The sequence below is a fragment of the Xanthobacteraceae bacterium genome (assembly GCA_019454205.1).
Classification (GTDB): domain Bacteria; phylum Pseudomonadota; class Alphaproteobacteria; order Rhizobiales; family Xanthobacteraceae.
Genome location: CP075369.1, coordinates 1712895 through 1733958 on the forward strand (window position 1 = coordinate 1712895; position 21064 = coordinate 1733958).

Here is a 21064-nt window from a genome sequence, read left to right on the forward strand (position 1 = left end):
GTTACGCTCCCTGCGCGGTTTCGAGCGCCGCGTGCGCTTTTTTCAATACTTCGGGTGGAAAACTCCGCGACTTGTGCGCCTCGCGGTCGAAGCACACGCCGAGCAGTTCGCAAGTCGCCGCGATCTGCCCGGTTTCGCGCTGAATCATTTCATGGCGGAAGCGCACCTTCTTCTCGGACACGTCGAGAATTCTGGTGCGGATTTCAAGGACATCGCCCGGCATCAGTTCTTTTTTGTAGTTCAGCACCTGCTCGACCGCGGCAAGCCCGACCGAGGTCTCGCGCAGCATCGAAGGCGTGATGCCGATATTGAAAAAGAAATTCCAGGTCGCGGCGTCGAACTTCTGAACGTAATAGGCGACGTTCAGGTGCCCCATGTGATCGGTTTCGCCGGGATAGACCGTCCCAAAATATGTTGTCTGCGCGCTCATGCAGCGGCTCCCTGCATCTCGCTCTTGCCTTCGAGAAACATCATGGTCGCCAGCATGCGGCCGATTTCGTTCTCGGCGCCGTCTTTCACCGCCGACACCGCACTCTCGACGACCGTGAGCGTACGCCCGGAGCGGATCACGCGGCTGCGCGCGATGAAGCGCTCGCCCGCCGCCGGACCCATCAGGTTGTATTTGAATTCGACCGTGAGGATGCCCGCGCCGGGGGGAAGCAGCGTGGACGACGCGATCCCGCAGGAAGTGTCGGCAATGGACGTGATGACGCCGCCGTGCAGATAGACGTTCTGCTGGCAGAGGTCTTCGCGGAACGGCAATTCGAGATCGCACGCACCCGGCGCGAGCGAAAGAATACGCGCGCCGATAGTGCGCATGAAACTTTGACGCTCGAAAATTTCGCGCGACTTCGATTCCCACGCCGGATTGCGCGGCGTAAAGCGCGCAACGCCGCCGTGCGGGCTTGCACCCGCCATCGGCATTCCTCCTCGCGAACGTACGGTTTTTATCGTTATTCTTTCCATACGGTAGCGTATGGTATTTTGAGCGTCAACCGGCTACACGGAACGCAATGCGCCAGAATCCCCGTCAGAAGAAAGTCGTCCGCCTCGACCGCCGCGCCTGGATGGCCGCCGCGTTCGGAGAACTGGCGGCGCATGGCTGGGACGGTGTGCGCGTGGAACCGATCGCGGCGACGCTCGGCGTCACCAAAGGCAGCTTTTACTGGCACTTCGCCGACCGCGACGCACTGATCGCGGCAATGTTCGTGCGCTGGTCGGAGGGCCGCGTGCGCGCAATCCGCAACGAAACGCAGGACGACGCCGACCCACGCGCCCTGCTCTATCGTCTGATCGACCTTTATGCGCGCGGACCGAATACCCACGGCCTTGCCATCGAGCTTGCGATCCGCAGCGCCGCGCGTGCCGACAGCCGCGCCGCGGAAGCGGTGGCCGCGGTCGATGGCGAACGCCTTGTTCGCGTGTCAGCCCTGTTCGCGAAACTCGGCAACAAGAGCGAAGCGGAAGCGCGCGCGTTTCTCTTCTACGCTTTTGTGTTCGGCCAAAGCCTGATTGCCGGCCGCCGCGATGCTTCGCTACGCGCCGCCGCTTCCGCCCTGATCGTGGATTAGGCGCGCTTCAGTTTTCCGATTGACTTGGCGAGCAGTTCGCTCACCTCGCCGGGGCGTACCGGTTTCGAGAACAGATAGCCCTGCACCTGCTGACAGCCCGCCGCGCGGACGAAGCGATGCTGCGATGCTGTTTCGACACCTTCCGCTGTAACGATCATGCCGAGCGCACGGCCGAGACGCGCGACGCATTCGACGATAGCCGCCGCATCTTCCTTGATGCCGAGGTTCTGTACGAACGACTGGTCGATCTTGATTTTATCGACCGGGAAACTGCCGAGATAGCCGAGCGAGGAATAACCCGTGCCGAAATCGTCGATGGCGAAGCGGATGCCGTATTCGCGCAACTCCGCGAGATCGAACAGCACGTCCTCGTTCGCGTTGAGCAACATGCCTTCGGTGATTTCGATTTCCAGACGGCGCGGATCGAAGCCGGTTTCCTCGATCACGCGCTTGACGCGCTCTGCGAGGTTGCTCTGGCGGAAGTTCGACGGTGACATGTTCACCGCGACCATCATTCCCGGCCAGGCCAGACCGTGTTCGCAGGCTTTGCGCAACACCCACTCGTCGAGGCGCACGATCAGCCCGGATTTTTCCGCGACATGGATGAAATCGGCCGGCGAAACCAGCCCGCGCTCCGGATGCTGCCAGCGCACCAGCGTTTCCACGCCCTCCATGCGCTCGCCGTCCACGCTCATGATCGGCTGGAACAGCGGGAAGAATTCGTCGTGCCAGATCGCGCGTTCGATGTCGCGTTCCAGCGCACGCCGCGTCTGCAATACATTCTCGTCGGAAGGCTCGAACATGCGGTAGGCTCCGCGCCCTTCCGCCTTCGCCTTATAGAGCGCGATGTCCGCACGGCGTAGTAGCTCTTCCGGTTCACTTCCGTGATCGGGCGCAAGCGAAATGCCGATGGTGACGCCGACCTGCAGCATGTGTTCGCCAGCCGTGGCGGGCTGGCGCACCGTTTCCTTGATGCGCTCGGCGATGCGTTCAATGTCCGCTTCGTCCGCAATCGGCGCGAGCACCGCGAATTCATCGCCGCCAAAACGCACCGTCATGCCCTTGGAACCGAGAATGCCCTCGAGGCGCTCACCGACGACCGCGAGCAATTCGTCACCGACCGGATGACCCAGCGTGTCGTTGATATCCTTGAAACCGTCGAGATCGAGGAAGAACAGGCCGAGCTTCTGTCCTTTCTCCAGCGCGGGAATGCGCGCTTTCAGTTGCTCCACCAACCGCAGACGGTTGGCGAGACCTGTGAGCGGATCGCGATACGCCATTTCGACCGCGCGGCGCTCGCTGATCGCGAGTTCATTGTTGGCGCGGCGCATGGTCCGCAACACAAGGATGGTAACGAAACCAAAGAACAACGTGATCAGGCCAAGGGCGGGCGCGATGCGCGCGAGAATGGCGGCGCCCGGACGGTTCGCCGTCCAGAACAGCCAATAGCCCTGGCCATGATCGCTGGGGATATAGACCCCTGTTTCCTCATTCTTATGGGCAGCGCTTTCCGCGATGCGTAGACCTTTAATCGAGAGTTCGGTCTCGATGATGCCAAGCATATGCTTGTCGAAGAATGCGACCACCGCGATCACCGGCGGCACCGAAAGCCGGCTGTCGCTTCGCGCAAAAACCGGCGCCGTGGAAATGGCAGCGGCGATTGCAGGTTTATTCTCTATGCGCGCAAAGACGGCACGGAATACGGATGCGGGCGGCGGCGCGGTTTCCCCTGCGTCATCAGCCATCAGGCGTTCCATTATCATCGCGTTCTGGAACGTCGCACGCACGGTCTTGACCAGTTCGAGCACGTTGTTGTCGGTTTCGACCACCGCGGGCTTGGGCAGCAACATGCCGTCCGCCGAAGCGTAGAACGGGCGGTCGTTGCGGTCAAAGATATAGCCGCGATCGTAAAGACCTGCGGCGTACAGACGTCCGCCGAAATGACGATGCAGCCAGCGCGCCTGCAGATGCGGATCTACGCCGTGATTCATTTCAGGCAGCGCGAAACTGGCGAGGTCGTTACGCAGACGCAGCTTCATCCCGTCGACTGCGGCGTACATGAGGTCGTGTTCGCGCGCGATGGCGCGGCGATCGACATAGTCAGCGACAAGAACGACAGCAAACAGCAAGGCCGCCATGGCTCCCGCCACGAGCAGTCCTACTGCAGCGATCAGATGATCGCCGAGCCAGCGTTTCTTGAGCAGTTCCCCCATGACTCCTGCTGCCTGTTAATCTGGCAAACCTAGGAGGAAGCGCCTTAATTCGGGGTCATCAGCGGCCCGCGATCCGATGCAGTGGTGAAGAAAGGCTTAACCGAGCCGGAACCACCATGTTGCGAAGCCGAGAAACGAGAAGAATCCGATCACATCCGTGACCGTTGTTACGAACACCGCGCTCGCAACCGCGGGATCCGAACGCAGCCGATCAAGCGCGAGCGGGATCAGGATACCTGCAAGCCCTGCCGCGCAAAGGTTCACCACCAGCGCAAAGGCGATCACGAGGCCAAGCTGGTGCTGCTGGAACCAGAGTGCGGCAAGCGTACCGAGCAGGGTCGCAACCACGATTCCATTGATGAGGCCGACCATCACTTCGCGCAGGATGATGCGGCGCTCGTTGTGCTCGCCGAGTTCGCGGGTTGCAAGTGCGCGCACCGTGACTGTCATCGCCTGCGTACCTGCATTGCCGCCCATCGAGGCCACAATCGGCATCAGCACCGCGAGCGCGACCATCTGCTCGATCGAATGCGAAAATAACCCAATGATCGCGGCGGCCGCGAACGCCATCACCATGTTGATCACGAGCCATGGCAGACGCGAGCGCGCGGTGTAGGCAACCGAGTCCGAGATTTCTTCATTACGGTTGACGCCGCCGAGCGCCTTGATGTCTTCAGCGGCTTCTTCCTCGATGACGTCGACGACATCGTCCACCGTCAGCACGCCGACCAGCTTGCCGTCGTCGTCAACCACCGGCGCGGAAACGAGATTGTAGCGTTCGAACATGCGCGCCGCGTCTTCCTGGTCGGCTTTCGCCTGCACGACGTGCCAGTCGTGGACCATGATGTCGGAGATTTTCACGGGCCGCTGCGAGCGCAGCAATTTGTCGAGCGGGACCGCGGCGACAAAGCGCCCGTCCTCGTCGGCTACGAAAATCGCATAGAACGAATCCGGCAGATCGCTGTCTTCGCGCGCGTAGTCGATGGTCTGACCCACGGTCCAGTCCGGCGGCACTGCGACGAAATCCGTCTGCATGCGGCGGCCGGCGGATTCTTCCGGATATTCGAGGCCGCGCGCGAGTTCTTCGCGCTCGTCTTGCGGCAACTTCTCGAGAATTTCGGTTTTGTCTTCTTCCGGCAGGTCTTCGAGAATGCGGACCGCGTCGTCGGATTCGAGGTCGCGCACGCCTTCCGCGACGATCTCGTTCGGCAGTTCTTCGAGGATTTCCTCGCGCACCGTATCGTCGACTTCGGTGAGCGCGGCGAAGTCGAAGTCCGAACCGAGCAGTTCGACAAGGCGCGGCCGTTGTTCGGTTTCGAGCGCCTCGATCAGGTCGCCGAGATCGGCCTCGTGCAGGTCGCCCGCGAGCGCGCGCACCTGCGGCACATCGGCGGTTTCGACTGCGCGCGAGATTGCTTCGAGAAATGCAGCGGAAATCTCGCCGTCTTCATTGCGAAGCGGCAGCAGGAGATCGGCGTCGCGCGTGCCGGCGGGGCTTTCGGCCTCGGCCATGTCGGCGAATCTCCTTCTTGCACGAACCTGCTGGATGCCTTGCGTTCTAGGCAGAGGCCTCCGCGAACGCAAACGGCCCGCCTGCGCTTTTCACGCTGCGGGCCGTCTGATCGTTCCAGAGACTTGGTGCGGTCGAAAGGACTCGAACCTTCACGGTGTTACCCGCTACCACCTCAAGGTAGTGCGTCTACCAATTCCGCCACGACCGCAGCGAACCAAGCCGCGAGGGGCTTAACAAATCGGCCCCGGCCCCTCAAGCCCGGAACCTCCGGCGAAACGCCTCAGCGGAGCGCTTCCGGGCTGGGCAACAGGCGGGTGATGGAGACGCCGATGGCGCGGCCATCGACTACGACCGTACCCTTGGCCACGGGCAGGTTATTGGCGAGAATCGTCACCTCGTCGTCCTGGGTGGCGCCGAGTTCGATGATGGCGCCGCGGCCCATGCGCAGGAGCTGATGGATCGGCACCGCCGCCGAGCCGAGGACCACGGAAATATCGCAATGAACGTCGTCTATTCTGGCCAAGTACCGCCTCCCCCAGCGGAAATCCCTGTGGAATCTGCCCTTTTATGGTTAGCGAATGATTAACGCGGCAAGGCAGGCAAAGGCCCTCACCGCCAATGGCGGCCCGGAGTGGCGGCTTCTGGAAGGGCTTGCCCCCTACGAAGCTACACTCTCCGATATGGAAGCGCTGGCGGCGCGGATCGCGGCAGGCGAAGCCCCGGAGGCTGTCTGGCTGCTGGAGCACCCGCCCCTGATTACGGCCGGGACCAGCGCGGGCGAAAGCGAACTGCTCGTCTCGGACCGCTTCCCCGTATTCAGAACCGGACGCGGCGGGCGCTACACCTATCATGGGCCGGGACAGCGCGTGGCTTACGTGATGCTGGACCTGAAAGCGCGCGGCGGCGACGTGCGCAAATTCGTCCACGACCTCGAAGAGTGGCTGATCCGTACGCTCGCGGCGTTCGGCGTCACCGGCGAGCGCCGCGAGGGCCGCATCGGCGTCTGGGTGCGGCGCCCGGACAAGGGCGAAGGCTTCGAGGACAAGATCGCCGCGCTCGGCATCCGCGTCCGGCGCGGGGTGACGTTTCACGGCATCAGCCTGAACGTCGCGCCCGACCTCTCGCACTTCGCGGCCATCATGCCGTGCGGGATTTCCGAACAGCGCTACGGCGTGACGTCGCTGGCGGATTTCGGCGTGAAAGCAGGCATGGCGGACGTTGACGGCGTGCTGCGCGCGAAGTTCGCGGAAGTTTTTACCTAAACCTCGTCCGAATTCCGGTAGCCCGTATCGCGATCTTTCCTTAGCGAACCATCGGACGTTTCACGCGCATCGGATTCGGGGCGGCGTTCGCCGATACGGGCATCGTTTTCCGCTTCGCGATGGATGAGATGGTCTGCCGCCGTCTTGCGGCCGCCGGAGTCGTTCGATTTGCGTTGCGGCGTAGTTTCGCCGGAGGGACCGGCGGCTGGGTTCTTCGGACCTGACATGCGGTTTGAACGCACGCGCTGGCTCGAAGTTCCATTACGTGGTCGGAAGCACGGAAAACCGCTCTCCCGCATTCCGCGAATCCAGTTCGCCGTGGCCTGCATCTTTCTGTTCGATGTTCTCCACCTGCGATGCAGGTGGTCCGTTGCGGCAGGCCGCGATGAGCGCATCTATTTTGTCGGCTTCCCCGGCGACAACCGCCTCGACCGAGCCGTCGCGGCGGTTGCGCACCCACCCTTCCAGTCCACGCGCTTTCGCTTCGCGCTCGACGAACGCGCGATAGCCGACGCCCTGCACGCGGCCCGTGACCGAAAGATGGATGACTTTCATCGCAAGCGTCTCGTGCTCACCGGAACAATCTTCTCCAGCATAGCGACGTAATCCACGGGAAGGTTCCAGTCCTTCGCGGCGGCAACGATGCCTTCCTGATAGCCCGGCGGCGTTGCGCCCGTCTTGTCGCCGGTCGCGAGATAAATCAGCGCGCGCAGCAGCCGGTCTTTGTATTTCACCGGCAGATGCGCGGAGCGATACAGCCCGCTCGCGACATCCTCGTAGCGGTCGAGCGCGGCGACATCCTTCGGGCCGACCTTCCACAACACGCCATGCACGAACGAACCCGGCCACGGGATCACGGTCGCGTAGCCGGAGGAAGCCAGCACATATTTGTAGCTGCGCAGCGATGCCGGACCATAGGCTTCCGCCTGCGGGCAAAGCCGCGCCATGTGCGCGCGGTCCATGTTCGAGCCGTAGGCGAAGTAGAGCCGCAACTTATTGCGCCGGGAATTCCGGAGCGGCCCTGTCCGGTGTGATGCTGGGCCGCACGCCGACGACGATGGAATAGATGATGATCAGAACCCCGATGACGAGCGGGACCAGCAAAAGCAGAGCCAGCAACCAGATGACGATGCCGAAATTGCCGGTATTGAACATGTACGCAAACAACAAGATCACGATGATCGCAGCAATCGAATTCGGCGGCGGCGTATCGACCGGCGTCGCGCCGGGCGTGGTTTGTTGTGCGGGCATCTGTGGAATCGCTTCATACGCGATGTAGAGCGCGGCTGAGGCGAAAAATACGTACAGCACGGCAAGGATCAGCGCGACGGTCATCCCACGGCCCGCATCCGCCAGTCGCTTGGCATGCAGCACGTACCAGCACCACGTCATCAAGAGCTGGAACAGTAACAGCGTCAGAATTGCTGGACGAGAGGTTGTCGGCAGAGCGAACGAAACGAAGGAAAGAACGTAGACCGCGGCGATGGCGAGGCCGAATGGTCCGGGCTTGACCGTGCCGCTCCTGGAGAAAAACAGCGCGGCCCAGTTCATCACATCACGCGAATTCGAGAATAACTGCGTCGACCGCGAGGCTATCGCCTGCCTTCACCGCGACGGACTTCACGGTCGCGTCGCGCTCGGCGCGGATGACGTTTTCCATCTTCATCGCTTCGACGATGGCAAGCTGGTCGCCGGCCTGCACCTGCTGGCCTTCCTTGACCGCGATCGAAACGACAAGACCCGGCATCGGGCATTTTACGATCTTGCCGCTGTCCCCGGCCTGTTTCACCGGCATCAGCTTCGCGGCGGCGGCTTCCGTCGCCGTAAAGACATAGGCCACGGTTTGCGCGCCGCGGAACGAGAGCTTGAATCCGTTCGCGACCGGGCGCACCTGCACCGCGACTTCTTCGCCGTCGACCGTACCGTTCCAGACGGCGTCGCCCGGCTTCCACGCGGACTTCAGCTTCACGAAATGCGTGGTCTCGCCGTCGGCGAGGAAGTTGACCTGAATGCCGTCGCCGTTGCGTACGACATCGAGCGGATATTCAGCGGCGTTCAGCCAGACCGCGCGGCGGCGGTCGCGCTGCACGATGCGGCCCATCATCTGCCCGGAGATACGGCGCTTGCGCTCGCCGAGCACGAGGTCGATGGCGGCCGCAACCGACGCGATCACGGTGGCGACATCGCCGACCGGCGCAACGCCCTTGAAACCTTCCGGATATTCTTCCGCGATGAATCCGGTCGAAAGCGCACCCTTGCGCCAGCGTTCGTGTTGCATGAGCGCGGCAAGGAACGGGATGTTGTGGCCGACGCCATCGACCACGAACGCATCGAGCGCCTTTGCCTGCGCGTCGATGGCGGCAATGCGCGTCGGCGCATGCGTGACCAGCTTCGCGATCATCGGATCGTAGAACAGCGAAATCTCGCCGCCCTCGTAGACGCCGGTATCGTTGCGCACCGTCGCCTCGCCCACGTTGCCTTCGGCAGGCGGGCGGTAGCGCGAGAGGCGGCCAATGGACGGCAGGAAACCGCGATACGGATCTTCGGCATAGATGCGGCTTTCCACCGCCCAGCCGTTCAGCTTCACGTCGCTCTGCTTGATCGTAAGCTTCTCGCCGTAAGCGACGCGGATCATCTGCTCGACAAGGTCGATGCCGGTGATCATCTCCGTCACCGGATGCTCGACCTGCAGGCGCGTATTCATTTCGAGGAAGTAGAAAGAGCGGTCCTGCCCCGCGACGAACTCGACCGTGCCCGCGGTGTCGTAGTCCACCGCCTTTGCCAGCGCGACCGCCTGCTCGCCCATCTTCTTGCGGGTCGCCTCATCGAGCAGCGGCGACGGCGCCTCCTCGATGACCTTCTGGTTGCGGCGCTGGATCGAACATTCGCGCTCGCCGAGATAGATGACGTTGCCGTGCTTGTCGCCGAGCACCTGGATTTCGATGTGGCGCGGATTGACGATGAACTTCTCGATGAAGACGCGGTCGTCGCCGAAGGAGGATTTCGCTTCCGACTTCGCACGCTCGAAGCCGTCCGCCACTTCCGCCTGCGAATGCGCAATGCGCATGCCCTTGCCGCCGCCGCCGGCGGAAGCCTTGATCATGACCGGGTAGCCGATCTCGTCGGCGATCTTGGTCGCGTGCTTGGCGTCCTCGATCACGCCGAGGAAACCCGGCACGGTCGAAACCTTGGCCGCGGCAGCCGCCTTCTTGGATTCGATCTTGTCGCCCATCGCCTCGATGGCGCGCACGTTCGGACCGATGAAGGTGATGTTCGCCTTCTTCAGCGCCTCGGCGAAGGCCGCGCGCTCGGACAGGAAGCCGTAACCCGGATGCACGGCCTCGGCGCCGGTCTGCTTGCAGGCGTCGATGATCTTGTCGATCAGGAGATAGGACTGCGCCGCGGGCGGCGGACCGATATGGACGGCCTCGTCGGCCATCTCGACGTGCAGCGCATCCTTGTCGGCGTCGGAATAGACCGCGACCGTTTTGATGCCCATGCGTTTCGCGGTCTTGATGACCCGGCACGCGATCTCGCCGCGGTTGGCGATCAGTATTTTCTTGAACATGCCCGGCCCGGACTAGACGCAAGTCCCTTGGGTTTGCGGCGCAATATTACCTTTGTCAATCAGGCACGCGTCATCCGGCTTTCCGGGCCGGGATTTCCTGCCCTCCCGCGGGCAAATCGAGGACAAGCCGCATCCCGCCGCCGGGCTTATGGGACCGGCGAAGCAGGATCAGGCGGCGCGGTCGAAAGAACTTCTGAGCGAGGGGTCCGGCTCGGTGCCGTTCGCGACCAGCGCCAACAGCGCGCGCTCCGCATCGGTCGGGCGGCCGTCGCGCATGATGCGGACGGAAAGCCATGCGCAATGCTCGGCGGCGATATTGCGCCCTGCATCGCGGCGCGGCTCGCGGATCAATGCGTCGCGACGGGCGGGCATGTCGCACGCGGAAGCGCCCAGCAGGTAGTTCGCAATGGCGCGGAAAAAGAGATCGTAGAAACCGGCATCGTTGTCGCCGCCCGCAACTGCGTCGTGCAGGTCGAACAGCGCTTCCGCTTCCTCAGCGCTCACCGCTCTGCCGTTGCGCCCGCCACCCGCGATCAGCACGCGGCGCAGAAGCGAAACGTCCTGTGCATCCAGTTCGCGCGAAAAATGCGCGCGTCCACCGACCGCCGGCCCCTCGCCCGCAATGACTTCCGCCCACAACTCGCGGATGGCAAAAGCGACCAGCGTCGAGGGCACTTCGGAAGCGGCCTCGATGGTGCGAACCAGCGCCTCAACCGCGCCCTGCGTGGTGAGCCTTCCTTCGGGAGCCAGCGTCTTCGTGAGCCAGGCGGCCTCATCAAGCGTGATGATGCCGCGCGGCTCCGAACGGTTGACCAGATGATCGGCGATGGCCTCGGCCATGAAGCCTCGCCATTCCGGCGCGGGATCGGAGAATTCGCGGTCGAAGGCGATCAACGCCTCGGCCTCGTTCCGGCCGCGCACGCCTTCCGGATAAACTTCGCTGAGAAGGGAAACCACATCGGAAGCGTCGATACGCTTCGCAACCTGACGCAACTGCTCCATGACGACCCCGGACGCTACGAATACGGGGCAAGTCTCGGGCTTTTATGGTTTCCAAGAGTTTAATGAAACGCGCTTCCGGCCGCTCAAACTTGCGTCAAAAGCCGAATAGCGGCGTCCTGTTGCGAAAATGCGCCATCGCAATCCTGCGCTTGCAGGACTTTCGGCGGATGGCTTCAAAGCTATATGCGGACCAGTCTTCCCCTCACCCTTCAGACAGGTGTTCGCGCCATGAACAAGAGCGCAGGAATCCATCACATTACCGGTATCACCGGCGACGCGAAGAAGAACTACGGCTTCTACACGAAGACGTTGGGCCTTCGTTTCGTGAAGCGCACGGTCAATTTCGACGATCCGAGCGCATGGCATCTCTATTACGGCAATGAGACCGGCGCGCCCGGCTCGGCCCTCACCTTCTTCCTCTGGCAGAACATGCCGCGCGGCCAGCAGGGCATGGGCGAAGCGGTCGAGGTCGGCTACGCGGTGCCGAAAGGCTCGCTGGGTTTCTGGAAAAAACGCCTGGACACCGAGGGCATCGCGTCGAGCGAGACCGAGCGCTTCGGCGACAAGGTGCTTTTCCTGCAAGACCTCGAAGGCATGAAGATCGAGATCGTCGAAACCGCGACGGCCGCGAACGCGCCTGCATGGGGCGAAGGTTCGGTGCCGCTCGAACATGCGGTGCGCGGATTTTCGGGCATCACGCTTCGCCCGCATGGCGGCGCGCGCACGGCTGAAGTGCTGACCAAGGGCTTCGGCTATGCCGATGGCGGCAAGGAACGCGAGAAGAATGGCGACCGCCAGCGTTTCCTCGGCGACGCCGACATCGGCGCCCATATCGACATCGTCATCGACAAGGACCAGCCGCGCGGTTCGCAGGGCGCGGGTACGCTGCACCATGTCGCTTTCCGCGCGAAGGACGACGACGAGGAGATCGAGATCGCGAACCGCATCCGCCAGACGCTCGGCATCAACACCACCGAGCAGATCAACCGGATGTATTTCCACTCGGTTTATTTCCGCGAACCGGGCGGGATCCTGTTCGAGATCGCGACCGACAAGCCCGGCTTCACCTGGGACGAGCCGAAGGAAAGTCTCGGCTCTTCGCTGAAACTGCCGCCCTGGTTCGAGAAAGACCGCGAGCGGATCGCGGCGGCACTGCCGCCGCTGGAATAACGAACTTCCGCCCGTAGCCACGCGCTACGGGCGGATTTTTTGTTTTCACGCAGCCTTGTTCAGTTTCGCCAGCGCGACGGCATCCGCGCCCGCAGGGAAATGAAGCTGCATGCTGCTGTCGTTCGCTGCACGCCAGACCGCTTCCGCAACATCCGACTCCCTCGTCACCATCGCGGGCCGCGCGAAGGCTGCGAGAACCGGATCGGCGAACGGCTTGTACGGCGCGGGAATGACGTCCTCGATGTTGAAACCGGCATTCTGCGTGAATCTCGTCGTTGGGCCGTAGCCCGGCTCGACCAGCTTCGCCCGTACATTGAAGGCTTGCAGCTCCAGCGCCAACGAGCCTGTGAAACCCTCGATCGCCTGCTTGCTGGCGGTGTAAACGGAGGCGAGCGGCATCGCGGTCAGCGTCACGCTCGACGTCACGTTGACGATGACGCCGGATTTGCGCGCCCGCATCTGCGGGATGACGGCCTGCGTCATCGCAATCGTGCCGAAGGTGTTGGTCTCGAAGATCTCCCGCGCCTTCTCCATCGACGTCGCTTCCAGCGCGCCGACGAAGCCGATGCCGGCATTGTTGACGAGGGCGTCGATGGGGCCGCTCGCCGCGAGCACGGCCTCGATGCTTTCGGCCTTCGTGATGTCGAGCGGCAGCACACGAAGCCGTTCCGACTTCGGCAGCAGCCCCTCGCGGGGCGTGCGCATGGTGGCGATCACGTTCCAGCCCTGCGCGTGGAAGTGACGGGCGGTCTCAAGGCCGTAGCCGGACGAGCAGCCGGTAATCAGGATGGTTTTCATGGCAAATCTCCTTGTCGGGGTTGACTTGCCGCCTTGATACCGGCCAAAAATCGGACTATCTACGATCAATAATCCATATTTGATTTGAAATAGTACAGAAATGGCCGACCCTCTCTCGGAAGTCATTTCCCTCCTGAAGCCGCGCGCCGTCTTTACGAAAGGCATCAGCGGCGCAGGCCGCTGGGCCGTGCGTTATGCGGAGTTCGGCCATCCGGGCTTCTGCACGGTGATCGAGGGAAACTGCCGCCTCGCCGTCGATGGCGAAGAGCCGGTCACGCTTGCAGCCGGCGACTTCGTGCTGCTGCCGAAGACGCCGGGCTTCACCATGTCGAGCCTCGAACCGGGCAAGCCTGTCTTCATCGATCCGAATGCGGCAATGGCAACCGCGGGAGAAGTCCGTCACGGCAAACAGGATGGCCCGCCGAATGCGCGCCTGCTCGGCGGCTACTTCATGTTCGAGGCGATGGATACCGGGTTGCTGGTCTCGCTGCTCCCGCGGCAGATTCATGTGCGCGGCGCGGAGCGGCTTTCGCTGCTGGTGAAACTCGTTGCCGATGAAGCGTACCGGCAGGAAGCTGGACGCGATCTTGCGCTCGCGCGTCTGGTCGAGGTGCTGCTGATCGAAGCGCTGCGCTCGACACAAGATACCAGCGCGCCACCAGGCCTGCTTCGTGGTCTCAGAGATGCGCGGCTTGCGGAAGCGATCCGCGAAATGCATCGCGATCCTTCGCATGGGTGGAGCGTGGAGGAACTGGCCGGCAAGGCCGCCCTCTCCCGCTCCGGTTTTTTCGACCGTTTCTCGAAACAGGTCGGCGTGCCGCCGATGGAATATCTGCTGGGCTGGCGCATGGCGCTCGCGAAAGATCTTCTGCGCAACGAAGACATCTCGCTGGCCGAAGTCGCCGAGCGCGTCGGTTACGGCTCGGCGAGCACCTTCAGCACTGCCTTCAGCAAGCATGTCGGCACGCCGCCGGGACGTTACGCACGCGCAGCGGCGTAAACGATAGGCACGAAGCCGCAGCAGCGTTCGCGGCTCAAGGGACGATGGTCGTAAAGAGATAGACCGCGAAGATCACAAGGTGGACGACGCCCTGTAGCACCGTGGTACGCCCTGTGCCGAGCGACAGCGTTGCGACCAGAAGCGTCAGCGCCAGCAGCACCATGCCCTTTTGGTCGAGACCCAGCACCAGCGTCATGCCGCTCGAAAGCGCGACCAGCACCACGACCGGGATCGTAAGCCCGATGGTCGCCAGCGCCGAACCGAGCGCAAGGTTCATGCTCGTCTGCAACCTGTTGAGTCTGGCTGCCTTCAACGCAGCGAGGCTCTCCGGCAACAATACGATGGCCGCAATAATGATACCGACCACCGCTTTGGGCGCACCCGCCGCTGCGACCGTCGCCTCGATGGCCGGCGACAATGCCTTTGCGAGCAGCACTACCGCGATGAGACACGCGAGCAGGAGAAGCGAACTGATAATTGCCGTCGTCGTGCTCGGTGGCGCCGCGTGCGCATCTTCGTCACTCGCGGCATCTCCTACCGGCAGGAAATAGTCCCTGTGCCGCACGGTCTGGACGAGGACGAAGCTGCCATAGAGCACAAGCAGCGTGATCGCCACGAGGATGAGCTGGCTTGCCGAGTAGACCGGCCCGGTAGTCGTCGTGGTCGTGTTCGGCAGGATCAGCGTCAACACGGCCATGGTCGCAAGCGTGGCGAGCGCTGCGTTCACGCCATAGCGGCCGAATGCCTGTTCGCCGTGCCGCGAGCCTCCGCTCAGCAGAAATAAGCCGACCATGCCGTTGAGGATGATCATGATCGCGGCAAAGATGGTGTCCCGCGCCAGCGCCGCCGCCTCAGGTCCGCCCACGATCATCAACGAGACGATGAGGGAAGCCTCGATCACCGTAACCGCAAGCGCGAGCACAAGCGTGCCGAACGGCTCGCCAACGCGATGCGCCACGACTTCGGCGTGATGCACGGCAGCCAGCACGCACGCGACCAGTCCGATGGAGAGCAAAACCAGAAAAAACGAATGCGTGAAAAGAAAGGATGCAGCGAGCAGCAGCCAGCCGATGAGCGGCGCAACCCATGTCGTTGGCGGAATATGATCTCGAAGCATTCCTTGCGGCGGACGCGCGCCATCCTCCTTCTCTTGTAAGTATGTCCGCTGTTATGCCTAGCCGTACCTCTTATCGCAAACATGGAACTTTTCAGGAGCGCCTAAACCCGGTTCCCAAACGCGCTATGCATGCGCGATCCATCCCCGCCATGTGAATGCGGCGAAGAACAAGGCTGCGTCCGAAAAACCGGCGTTGCGCAGAATTTCTTCGTCCTGCGCGGGATCGAATAGGTTCAGGCTGGCCGCAACGGCCGAGCGCGCACTGGCCGCCTGTTCGGGATCGGCGCCGCGCGTGATGGCGTAAGCGGCGTAGCGCGCCAGCCATTCGTTCTTCGCATCTTGCGGGAAGCTGGAATGCGCCGCCACGAATGGAGCGCCCGGTTTCAAGCGCCGATGGATTGCTTCCGCGGTACGCCTGCGATCCTCTGCATTGAGAAAATGCAACGTGAGCAGACACACCGCTGCGTCGAACGGCCCTTCCGGCGCGTCGCCGATATAGCCTTCGATCAGTTCAACGCGATCCATCATCGGGCCAAGCGCTTTCGCAGCAAGATCGAGCATGGGCTTGGCGGGATCGATGCCGGTAAAGGTCCACCGCGGATGATCGGAAGCCAGCGCTTTCAGTTCCAGTCCGCCACCCGCTCCTAACACCAGCACGCGCGCATCAACCGGCGCGCGTTCAGCCAGCAGCACGGATGTCATGGTGTGAAGCGCATCGAAGCCCGGCACGAAGCGGCGCGGCCCTTGCGCGTAGTTGGCTACGGCATTCGCATCGGAAAAGTGATCTAGGAAATACTGCGCGCCGTCGGGCGCTTGCTCACGCATGGTCATGCTGCTTCTCCGGATGGCGCGCGAGCCGTACATGGAAGTCGTTGCTCAATGCCTGCAAGGTGACTTCGCCGAAACGCGCCAGCAGCAGGGCCTCCGCATCGCGAAAAGCATCGTCGAGCGCAGCGTTCACCGCCAGCTCGACCAGGCATTGCGGCTTCTCGTTGCGGTTGCCGATCGCGAGCAGCGAAGATCCGCCTAAAGCTTCATGGATGTCGCGCAGCGTCACCCGCGAGAAATCGCATTGCAGCGACCAGCCACCGCCATGCCCTTTCTCCGACCGCACGTATCCCTGCTCGCGCAAGCTGCCCATCACGCGGCGAACGACGACGGGATTGGTCTGCATGGCGCGGGCAAGGGTTTCGGAAGTAACCGGCCCGCGGCTCTCGGCCATGTGGAGCAGGACGTGAAGAATTCCGGACAGGCGGCTATCTCGTATCATGTAACTTCATATATTACGTGATTATGCGTACCACAACCTTTCATTCCTGCAACACTCAACCCAAATACACATAATAATACTGTTTAATAAAGCCATATGTAGCAATCTTCTGTAAATCTCCCTATATGCCGGGAACCCCTCCCGTGCGCCCGGCTTTACGCCCCGAGGGACCGGATTTCAGAAAGCTGACAAAGGAGACCAGTCATGGCCGTTACCATTGGCGACAAGGCGCCGGATTTCGAGGCCCAGACCACCGAAGGCAAAATCAAATTCCACGACTGGATCGGCGACAAATGGGCCGTGCTGTTCTCGCACCCCAAGGACTTCACGCCGGTCTGCACCACCGAGCTTGGCCGCATGGCGAAGCTGAAACCCGAATTCGACAAGCGCAACACCAAGATCATCGGCCTCTCGGTCGATCCAGTCGACCGCCACGCCGACTGGGCGAAGGACATCGAGGAAACCCAAGGCGTGAAGCCGAACTTCCCGATGATCGGCGACACCGACCTCTCGATCTCGAAGGCATGGGGCATGCTGCCCGGCAACGCGGGCGACACTTCGGAAGGCCGCACCGCTGCGACCAACCAGACCGTGCGCAACGTCTACATCATCGGCCCCGACAAGCAGATCAAGCTGATGATCGCCTACCCCATGACCACGGGCCGCAACTTCGACGAGGTGCTGCGCGTGCTGGACTCGCTCCAGCTCACCGCGAAGCACAAGGTCGCGACGCCGGTGGACTGGAAGCACGGCGACGACGTCATCATTGCCGGCTCGGTCACCGACGACGACGCGAAGAAGACCTATCCGAACGGCTGGAAATCGCCGAAGCCGTATATCCGCATCGTGCCGCAGCCGAAATAACGCACGCGCAATCGCGAAACAAAAAGGGCGCAGCTTCTGCTGCGCCCTTTCTCTTACGGCGATCCCTACGAAGGATTACGCCGCTTCTTTAGCCTTGTCCGCCTGCTTCTTGTTGTCGTTGTAATAGTAGTTCGCATCCTTGCCGAGCACGAGGCGGCGCAGCACGCGGCGCATGCCCTCGCTCTTGCGAAGCGGCGACACCACTGCCTGCACGGTTCGCATGGCGGCGAGTTTGAGCGCATCAATCGCAGGGTGCGCGTCTGGCGCAGCCTGCGGCAGGCCCATGCCGCGCAGGAACGAGTTGAAGACGTAAAGGTCGTTGCGGCGGCGAACGGCCTTGGTCTTCCATGTAATCGCCAGCGAGATCGAGTGATTGTTCGCAGTGCGCACCCAGTGCGGCCACTGGTACGGTACGAATACGCCGTCGCCGGGGAAAAGCTGGTGCGCGACGCCCTTCGCGTCGAACCTCGGATCGTACTTGATGTTGCGATGCTTGGTAGCCGAGGATTCCAGTTCCTCCACCGTCGCAATCGAATGATCGCGGTTGTCGTAGACGTGGAAGAATTTCTCGCCGTGGATCTGCACGAAGAAATTGTCTTCCGCGTCGGTATGGAACGGCGTGGTGGAATTCGGCGACGACACGAACAGGAAGCCCTCGATGTCCTCGAAGCCGGCTTCATCCAGCGAAGCGAAACCCCTCGCCTTCGCGACCGAGAGCAGCGCCTGTTCCAGAATGTTGCGATACGCGGGATGCACGTCCACGCGCTTCAGCACCATCCACGCGCCGGCCGTCTCGATGCTCTTCACGACCTCTTCCGGCGGCAGGTCGATGGCCTGCACCTTCTTCGGGTCCTGTCCGATCTCGGCCTTGCCGGAGCTGTATTCGATCTGGTCGCGCGGCAATTCACGCACCAGCTTTACGATTTCCGGCAACGTGAGCAGCGGATTGCCGACCAGTTCGTGCTTGATGCGGAACGGAAGGTTCGGAAATTCCGCGAAGGCTTTCGGGTCAGCGGGCTGAACCATGCTCATGACGACTTCTCCCTGAAGGCGCGATAGCGATGCACAATGCGGCGCGCTCCTTCGCGCAAGGTTCGCCGCAAAAGAATGGAAAGACGGATCGGAATGGTGCCGCCGGAAAGCGGCAGCAGCGTCTCGGTCAGCACCAGCCGCTTCTTCCAGATGTGATTGATCATCGGATGATCGGCGGACGCGGTGGAATCGACTTCCGTAACCGCATTGTCGGCGCAGAAGTGCCGGGTCAGTTCCAGCGTGAGCTGCACGCCGGGCGAACACTTCGCCAGCCGCTCGTCATGCGTCACTTTATAGAAGTAGGCGCGCGCACCGTGGCGCAAGGCGAGGCCCGCCGCGAGGACTTCCTTGCCGCGCATAAGCCGCGCGACGAAGAAACGATCCTGTGCCGAAAGCTTCGCCGCCGCGCTCTCGATAAACTCCCTGTCGCCTTCATGCGCGCCGAGCGCGGTGCCGCGCTTGCCCTTCCAACCTGCGGCTTCGAGCGCAAGGAAATCGTTCAGCGCATCCGTCAGTTCGGCGGGCTGGTTTACGGAGAACTGAACCTCGCCGTCGTCGTTCAGGCGATTGCGCTGCCGGCGCAGCTCCTTGAGTTTTTTCGAGCCGAGCGCTTCTTGCAGCATCGCTTCCGGATCGGCGGTCGCGTCGAGCAGCGCCCGTTCTTCCGTATGCAGCGTAACGGGAGAGCGCTTCTGCGATGCCAGAGCATCGCGGAATGCGCGGGCTGCCGCGCCTTCGCCGGTGAGATACGGCAGCAGCAGCGCCTTCGCACCCGCCTGCCTTGCGGCGGCGAGCAGTCCCTGCGCCGCGCGCAAGGCCTCGTCGCAGTCCAGCAGCGGCACCGAAAGCGGCACATACCCCTGCCACGCAACGAGGACCGGGAGCGGCAACTTCAATGCACGCCACGCGGAGACCACCGGCAACATGCCGATCAGGCGGTTCTTCGCAGGAGAATCCCATGCGAGCAGCGCCTGCGCACCGCGATGGCCGCGCGCATGTTCATGCACAGCCAGCGCCCATTCGGGCGAATAAAACGGATTGGGTTCGGCCGCGCGCGCGAACAGCATGCTCCACGCAGCGACCGGAACCGCATCGAGCGCGACCAGTTCAGAGGCGCGCGCCGTCACGCCCGCGCGTTCATGCGCTGCCGCTGGCAGAAAACCGAGTGCCGCCTGTGTATCGCTCAAGGACAGTCGCTTCCCGGAGCCGCGTTCCCCGTCCCGCCCCGGCACAGCTTGCGGCTGCTTGAGACGGAAAACGCGGGAAATGCGCGAGTCCCTAGTGAACCTGTTTCGGGAAGCTGCAAATTGGCTGCCGTGTTCTCTGCGCGAGAACCGCCGCCCGTCCGCCGCATCCCTCTTCTTTTTGTTGCGCGCAAACTAGCGCGCCGCGCTTAAGGAACCGTTCGGCGGAGAGCATAAAGCCGCTTAAGACAACGATGCCGCACGCCACCGTGGTGAATCTTTTGTGAAAGGGATTGCTACAATTTTTGCGGTTGCGCCCGCGCACGGCTACACTTGCTGCAAGAAAGAAGAAGGAGAATCCAGATGGATGTGCGTGCCGCCGTCGCCGTAGCTGCCGGAAAACCGCTCGAAGTCACCACCGTTCAGCTCGAAGGGCCGAAGGCCGGCGAAGTGCTGGTCGAAATCAAGGCGACCGGCATCTGCCACACCGACGAGTTCACGCTCTCCGGCGCGGACCCGGAGGGAATCTTTCCCGCCATTCTTGGCCACGAAGGTGCGGGCATCGTGGTCGATGTCGGTCCCGGCGTTGCCAGCGTGAAGAAAGGCGATCACGTCATTCCGCTCTACACACCGGAATGCCGCCAGTGCCCTTCCTGCCTGTCGCGCAAAACCAATCTCTGCACCGCGATCCGTGCGACGCAGGGACTGGGCCTGATGCCGGACGGCACCTCGCGCTTCTCCATCGGCGGCAAGAAGCTGCATCACTACATGGGCACTTCCACCTTCGCGAATTATACGGTGCTGCCCGAGATCGCCGTCGCGAAGGTCCGCGAGGACGCGCCCTTCGACAAGATTTGCTACATCGGCTGCGGCGTCACCACCGGCGTCGGCGCGGTGCTGAACACGGCGAAGGTCACGCCCGGCGCGAAAGCGGTGGTGTTCGGACTCGGCGGCATCGGCCTCAACGTCATTCAGGGTCTGCGGCTCGCGGGCGCCGACATGATCATCGGCGTCGACCTCAACCCGGACCGCAAGGCATGGGGCGAAAAATTCGGCATGACGCATTTCGTCAACGCGAAGGAAGCCGGGAAAGACCTTGTCCCCCATCTCGTCAACATGACGAAAACTCCCGCAGACCAGATCGGCGGCGCCGACTACACCTTCGACTGCACCGGCAATGTCACCGTGATGCGGCAGGCGCTCGAAGCGTGTCACCGCGGCTGGGGCGAAAGCATCGTGATCGGCGTAGCGCCCGCCGGCGCGGAAATCTCTACGCGTCCGTTCCAGCTCGTCACCGGCCGCGTCTGGAAAGGCACCGCATTCGGCGGCGCGAGGGGCCGCACCGATGTCCCGAAGATCGTGGACTGGTACATGGAAGGCAAAATCCAGATCGACCCCATGATCACCCACACCATGCCGCTCGAAGACATCAACAAGGGCTTCGACCTCATGCACGAAGGCAAGTCGATCCGCAGCGTCGTGTTGTTCTAGGAGATAAGC

23 protein-coding genes and 1 tRNA gene are annotated in these 21064 nt (G+C 62.6%); 6 read left to right on the forward strand and 18 right to left on the reverse strand.

Annotation, left to right across the window (positions count from 1 at the left end; genetic code table 11):
- Position 1 precedes the first annotated feature (1 nt).
- A complete protein-coding gene (locus tag KF794_08455; protein ID QYK43839.1) occupies positions 2-430 on the reverse strand; it encodes an acyl-CoA thioesterase in 429 nt (142 codons plus the stop codon).
- Positions 427-918: a PaaI family thioesterase gene (locus tag KF794_08460; protein QYK43840.1), complete on the reverse strand. Its 492-nt coding sequence runs from the start codon at positions 916-918 to the stop codon at positions 427-429. Before KF794_08460 ends, KF794_08455 begins: the two co-directional genes overlap by 4 nt.
- A gap of 95 nt (positions 919-1013) precedes the next feature.
- On the opposite strand from KF794_08460, the gene KF794_08465 reads away from it, so the two are divergent.
- Positions 1014-1571: a TetR/AcrR family transcriptional regulator gene (locus KF794_08465; GenBank protein ID QYK43841.1), complete on the forward strand. Its 558-nt coding sequence runs from the start codon at positions 1014-1016 to the stop codon at positions 1569-1571.
- Here the strand turns inward: KF794_08465 and KF794_08470 are convergent.
- The 4 genes from KF794_08470 to fliN all read right to left on the reverse strand — a co-directional run bounded on the left by KF794_08470 (position 1568) and on the right by fliN (position 5820).
- Positions 1568-3784 (reverse strand): EAL domain-containing protein, encoded by a 2217-nt coding sequence (locus KF794_08470; protein ID QYK43842.1) that lies wholly within the window; start codon positions 3782-3784, stop codon positions 1568-1570. The two genes, KF794_08465 and KF794_08470, sit on opposite strands and share 4 nt — an antisense overlap.
- Before the next feature lie 96 nt (positions 3785-3880).
- The gene (mgtE, locus tag KF794_08475; protein ID QYK43843.1) at positions 3881-5296 is read right to left on the reverse strand and encodes a magnesium transporter; all 1416 of its coding nucleotides are present in this window, start codon (positions 5294-5296) and stop codon (positions 3881-3883) included.
- 124 nt (positions 5297-5420) lie between these two features.
- A tRNA-Leu gene (locus KF794_08480) sits at positions 5421-5505 on the reverse strand.
- 72 nt (positions 5506-5577) lie between these two features.
- On the reverse strand, positions 5578-5820 hold the full coding sequence (fliN, locus tag KF794_08485) for a flagellar motor switch protein FliN (GenBank protein QYK43844.1): 243 nt from the start codon (positions 5818-5820) through the stop codon (positions 5578-5580).
- Positions 5821-5875: 55 nt separating this feature from the next.
- On the opposite strand from fliN, the gene lipB reads away from it, so the two are divergent.
- Entirely contained in the window at positions 5876-6559 is a 684-nt protein-coding gene (gene lipB, locus KF794_08490; GenBank protein ID QYK43845.1) for a lipoyl(octanoyl) transferase LipB, read from the forward strand.
- On the opposite strand, the gene KF794_08495 is transcribed toward lipB, so the two are convergent.
- From KF794_08495 to KF794_08520, 6 genes are all read right to left on the reverse strand, one after another.
- The gene (locus KF794_08495; protein ID QYK43846.1) at positions 6556-6801 is read right to left on the reverse strand and encodes a hypothetical protein; all 246 of its coding nucleotides are present in this window, start codon (positions 6799-6801) and stop codon (positions 6556-6558) included. The two genes, lipB and KF794_08495, sit on opposite strands and share 4 nt — an antisense overlap.
- A gap of 19 nt (positions 6802-6820) precedes the next feature.
- Positions 6821-7114 (reverse strand): acylphosphatase, encoded by a 294-nt coding sequence (locus tag KF794_08500; protein QYK43847.1) that lies wholly within the window; start codon positions 7112-7114, stop codon positions 6821-6823.
- Positions 7111-7551, reverse strand: coding sequence for a gamma-glutamylcyclotransferase (locus tag KF794_08505; GenBank protein QYK43848.1), 441 nt, complete (start codon positions 7549-7551; stop codon positions 7111-7113). Before KF794_08505 ends, KF794_08500 begins: the two co-directional genes overlap by 4 nt.
- A 1-nt stretch (position 7552) precedes the next feature.
- A complete protein-coding gene (locus tag KF794_08510; GenBank protein QYK43849.1) occupies positions 7553-8110 on the reverse strand; it encodes a hypothetical protein in 558 nt (185 codons plus the stop codon).
- 4 nt (positions 8111-8114) lie between these two features.
- Complete coding sequence (locus KF794_08515; GenBank protein QYK43850.1) at positions 8115-10127, reverse strand: acetyl/propionyl/methylcrotonyl-CoA carboxylase subunit alpha; 2013 nt, start codon at positions 10125-10127, stop codon at positions 8115-8117.
- 168 nt (positions 10128-10295) lie between these two features.
- Positions 10296-11129 (reverse strand): hypothetical protein, encoded by an 834-nt coding sequence (locus tag KF794_08520; GenBank protein ID QYK43851.1) that lies wholly within the window; start codon positions 11127-11129, stop codon positions 10296-10298.
- A 228-nt stretch (positions 11130-11357) separates the two neighbouring features.
- Here KF794_08520 and KF794_08525 point away from each other — a divergent pair, with 228 nt between their 5' ends.
- A complete protein-coding gene (locus KF794_08525) occupies positions 11358-12299 on the forward strand; it encodes a ring-cleaving dioxygenase (GenBank protein QYK43852.1) in 942 nt (313 codons plus the stop codon).
- 45 nt (positions 12300-12344) lie between these two features.
- Here the strand turns inward: KF794_08525 and KF794_08530 are convergent, their stop codons facing one another.
- Positions 12345-13097, reverse strand: coding sequence for an SDR family oxidoreductase (locus KF794_08530; GenBank protein ID QYK43853.1), 753 nt, complete (start codon positions 13095-13097; stop codon positions 12345-12347).
- A 100-nt stretch (positions 13098-13197) separates the two neighbouring features.
- On the opposite strand from KF794_08530, the gene KF794_08535 reads away from it, so the two are divergent.
- On the forward strand, positions 13198-14097 hold the full coding sequence (locus tag KF794_08535; GenBank protein QYK43854.1) for an AraC family transcriptional regulator: 900 nt from the start codon (positions 13198-13200) through the stop codon (positions 14095-14097).
- A gap of 34 nt (positions 14098-14131) precedes the next feature.
- Here KF794_08535 and KF794_08540 read toward each other — a convergent pair whose 3' ends face one another.
- The 3 genes from KF794_08540 to KF794_08550 all read right to left on the reverse strand — a co-directional run bounded on the left by KF794_08540 (position 14132) and on the right by KF794_08550 (position 16484).
- Complete coding sequence (locus KF794_08540; GenBank protein ID QYK43855.1) at positions 14132-15214, reverse strand: ionic transporter y4hA; 1083 nt, start codon at positions 15212-15214, stop codon at positions 14132-14134.
- Positions 15215-15337: 123 nt separating this feature from the next.
- Positions 15338-16078 (reverse strand): class I SAM-dependent methyltransferase, encoded by a 741-nt coding sequence (locus KF794_08545; GenBank protein QYK43856.1) that lies wholly within the window; start codon positions 16076-16078, stop codon positions 15338-15340.
- Positions 16032-16484, reverse strand: coding sequence for an Rrf2 family transcriptional regulator (locus KF794_08550; protein ID QYK43857.1), 453 nt, complete (start codon positions 16482-16484; stop codon positions 16032-16034). The genes KF794_08545 and KF794_08550 overlap by 47 nt, the downstream gene beginning before the upstream one ends.
- A 204-nt stretch (positions 16485-16688) precedes the next feature.
- Between KF794_08550 and KF794_08555 the strand changes: the two genes are divergently transcribed.
- Positions 16689-17348, forward strand: coding sequence for a peroxiredoxin (locus tag KF794_08555; GenBank protein QYK43858.1), 660 nt, complete (start codon positions 16689-16691; stop codon positions 17346-17348).
- Between the two features lie 75 nt (positions 17349-17423).
- Here the strand turns inward: KF794_08555 and KF794_08560 are convergent, their stop codons facing one another.
- Together KF794_08560 and KF794_08565 are read right to left on the reverse strand one after the other, a co-directional pair.
- Positions 17424-18380 (reverse strand): cupin-like domain-containing protein, encoded by a 957-nt coding sequence (locus KF794_08560; GenBank protein QYK43859.1) that lies wholly within the window; start codon positions 18378-18380, stop codon positions 17424-17426.
- Positions 18377-19567, reverse strand: coding sequence for a GNAT family N-acetyltransferase (locus tag KF794_08565; GenBank protein ID QYK43860.1), 1191 nt, complete (start codon positions 19565-19567; stop codon positions 18377-18379). The genes KF794_08560 and KF794_08565 overlap by 4 nt, the downstream gene beginning before the upstream one ends.
- Positions 19568-19927: 360 nt before the next feature.
- On the opposite strand from KF794_08565, the gene KF794_08570 reads away from it, so the two are divergent.
- On the forward strand, positions 19928-21055 hold the full coding sequence (locus tag KF794_08570) for an S-(hydroxymethyl)glutathione dehydrogenase/class III alcohol dehydrogenase (GenBank protein QYK43861.1): 1128 nt from the start codon (positions 19928-19930) through the stop codon (positions 21053-21055).
- The last annotated feature ends 9 nt before the right edge of the window (positions 21056-21064 follow it).

What these genes read in the sequence shown, in the direction of transcription:
- KF794_08570 (QYK43861.1), top strand. Translation starts at nt 19,928, where the DNA reads ATGGATGTGCGTGCCGCCGTCGCCGTAGCTGCCGGAAAACCGCTCGAA.
- KF794_08460 (QYK43840.1), bottom strand. Translation starts at nt 918, where the DNA reads ATGGCGGGTGCAAGCCCGCACGGCGGCGTTGCGCGCTTTACGCCGCGC.
- KF794_08560 (QYK43859.1), bottom strand. Translation starts at nt 18,380, where the DNA reads ATGAGCATGGTTCAGCCCGCTGACCCGAAAGCCTTCGCGGAATTTCCG.
- mgtE (QYK43843.1), bottom strand. Translation starts at nt 5,296, where the DNA reads ATGGCCGAGGCCGAAAGCCCCGCCGGCACGCGCGACGCCGATCTCCTG.
- KF794_08525 (QYK43852.1), top strand. Translation starts at nt 11,358, where the DNA reads ATGAACAAGAGCGCAGGAATCCATCACATTACCGGTATCACCGGCGAC.
- KF794_08500 (QYK43847.1), bottom strand. Translation starts at nt 7,114, where the DNA reads ATGAAAGTCATCCATCTTTCGGTCACGGGCCGCGTGCAGGGCGTCGGC.
- KF794_08515 (QYK43850.1), bottom strand. Translation starts at nt 10,127, where the DNA reads ATGTTCAAGAAAATACTGATCGCCAACCGCGGCGAGATCGCGTGCCGG.
- KF794_08540 (QYK43855.1), bottom strand. Translation starts at nt 15,214, where the DNA reads ATGCTTCGAGATCATATTCCGCCAACGACATGGGTTGCGCCGCTCATC.
- KF794_08455 (QYK43839.1), bottom strand. Translation starts at nt 430, where the DNA reads ATGAGCGCGCAGACAACATATTTTGGGACGGTCTATCCCGGCGAAACC.
- KF794_08520 (QYK43851.1), bottom strand. Translation starts at nt 11,129, where the DNA reads ATGGAGCAGTTGCGTCAGGTTGCGAAGCGTATCGACGCTTCCGATGTG.
- KF794_08535 (QYK43854.1), top strand. Translation starts at nt 13,198, where the DNA reads ATGGCCGACCCTCTCTCGGAAGTCATTTCCCTCCTGAAGCCGCGCGCC.
- lipB (QYK43845.1), top strand. Translation starts at nt 5,876, where the DNA reads ATGATTAACGCGGCAAGGCAGGCAAAGGCCCTCACCGCCAATGGCGGC.
- KF794_08550 (QYK43857.1), bottom strand. Translation starts at nt 16,484, where the DNA reads ATGATACGAGATAGCCGCCTGTCCGGAATTCTTCACGTCCTGCTCCAC.
- KF794_08530 (QYK43853.1), bottom strand. Translation starts at nt 13,097, where the DNA reads ATGAAAACCATCCTGATTACCGGCTGCTCGTCCGGCTACGGCCTTGAG.
- KF794_08465 (QYK43841.1), top strand. Translation starts at nt 1,014, where the DNA reads ATGCGCCAGAATCCCCGTCAGAAGAAAGTCGTCCGCCTCGACCGCCGC.
- KF794_08510 (QYK43849.1), bottom strand. Translation starts at nt 8,110, where the DNA reads ATGAACTGGGCCGCGCTGTTTTTCTCCAGGAGCGGCACGGTCAAGCCC.
- KF794_08470 (QYK43842.1), bottom strand. Translation starts at nt 3,784, where the DNA reads ATGGGGGAACTGCTCAAGAAACGCTGGCTCGGCGATCATCTGATCGCT.
- KF794_08545 (QYK43856.1), bottom strand. Translation starts at nt 16,078, where the DNA reads ATGTACGGCTCGCGCGCCATCCGGAGAAGCAGCATGACCATGCGTGAG.
- KF794_08555 (QYK43858.1), top strand. Translation starts at nt 16,689, where the DNA reads ATGGCCGTTACCATTGGCGACAAGGCGCCGGATTTCGAGGCCCAGACC.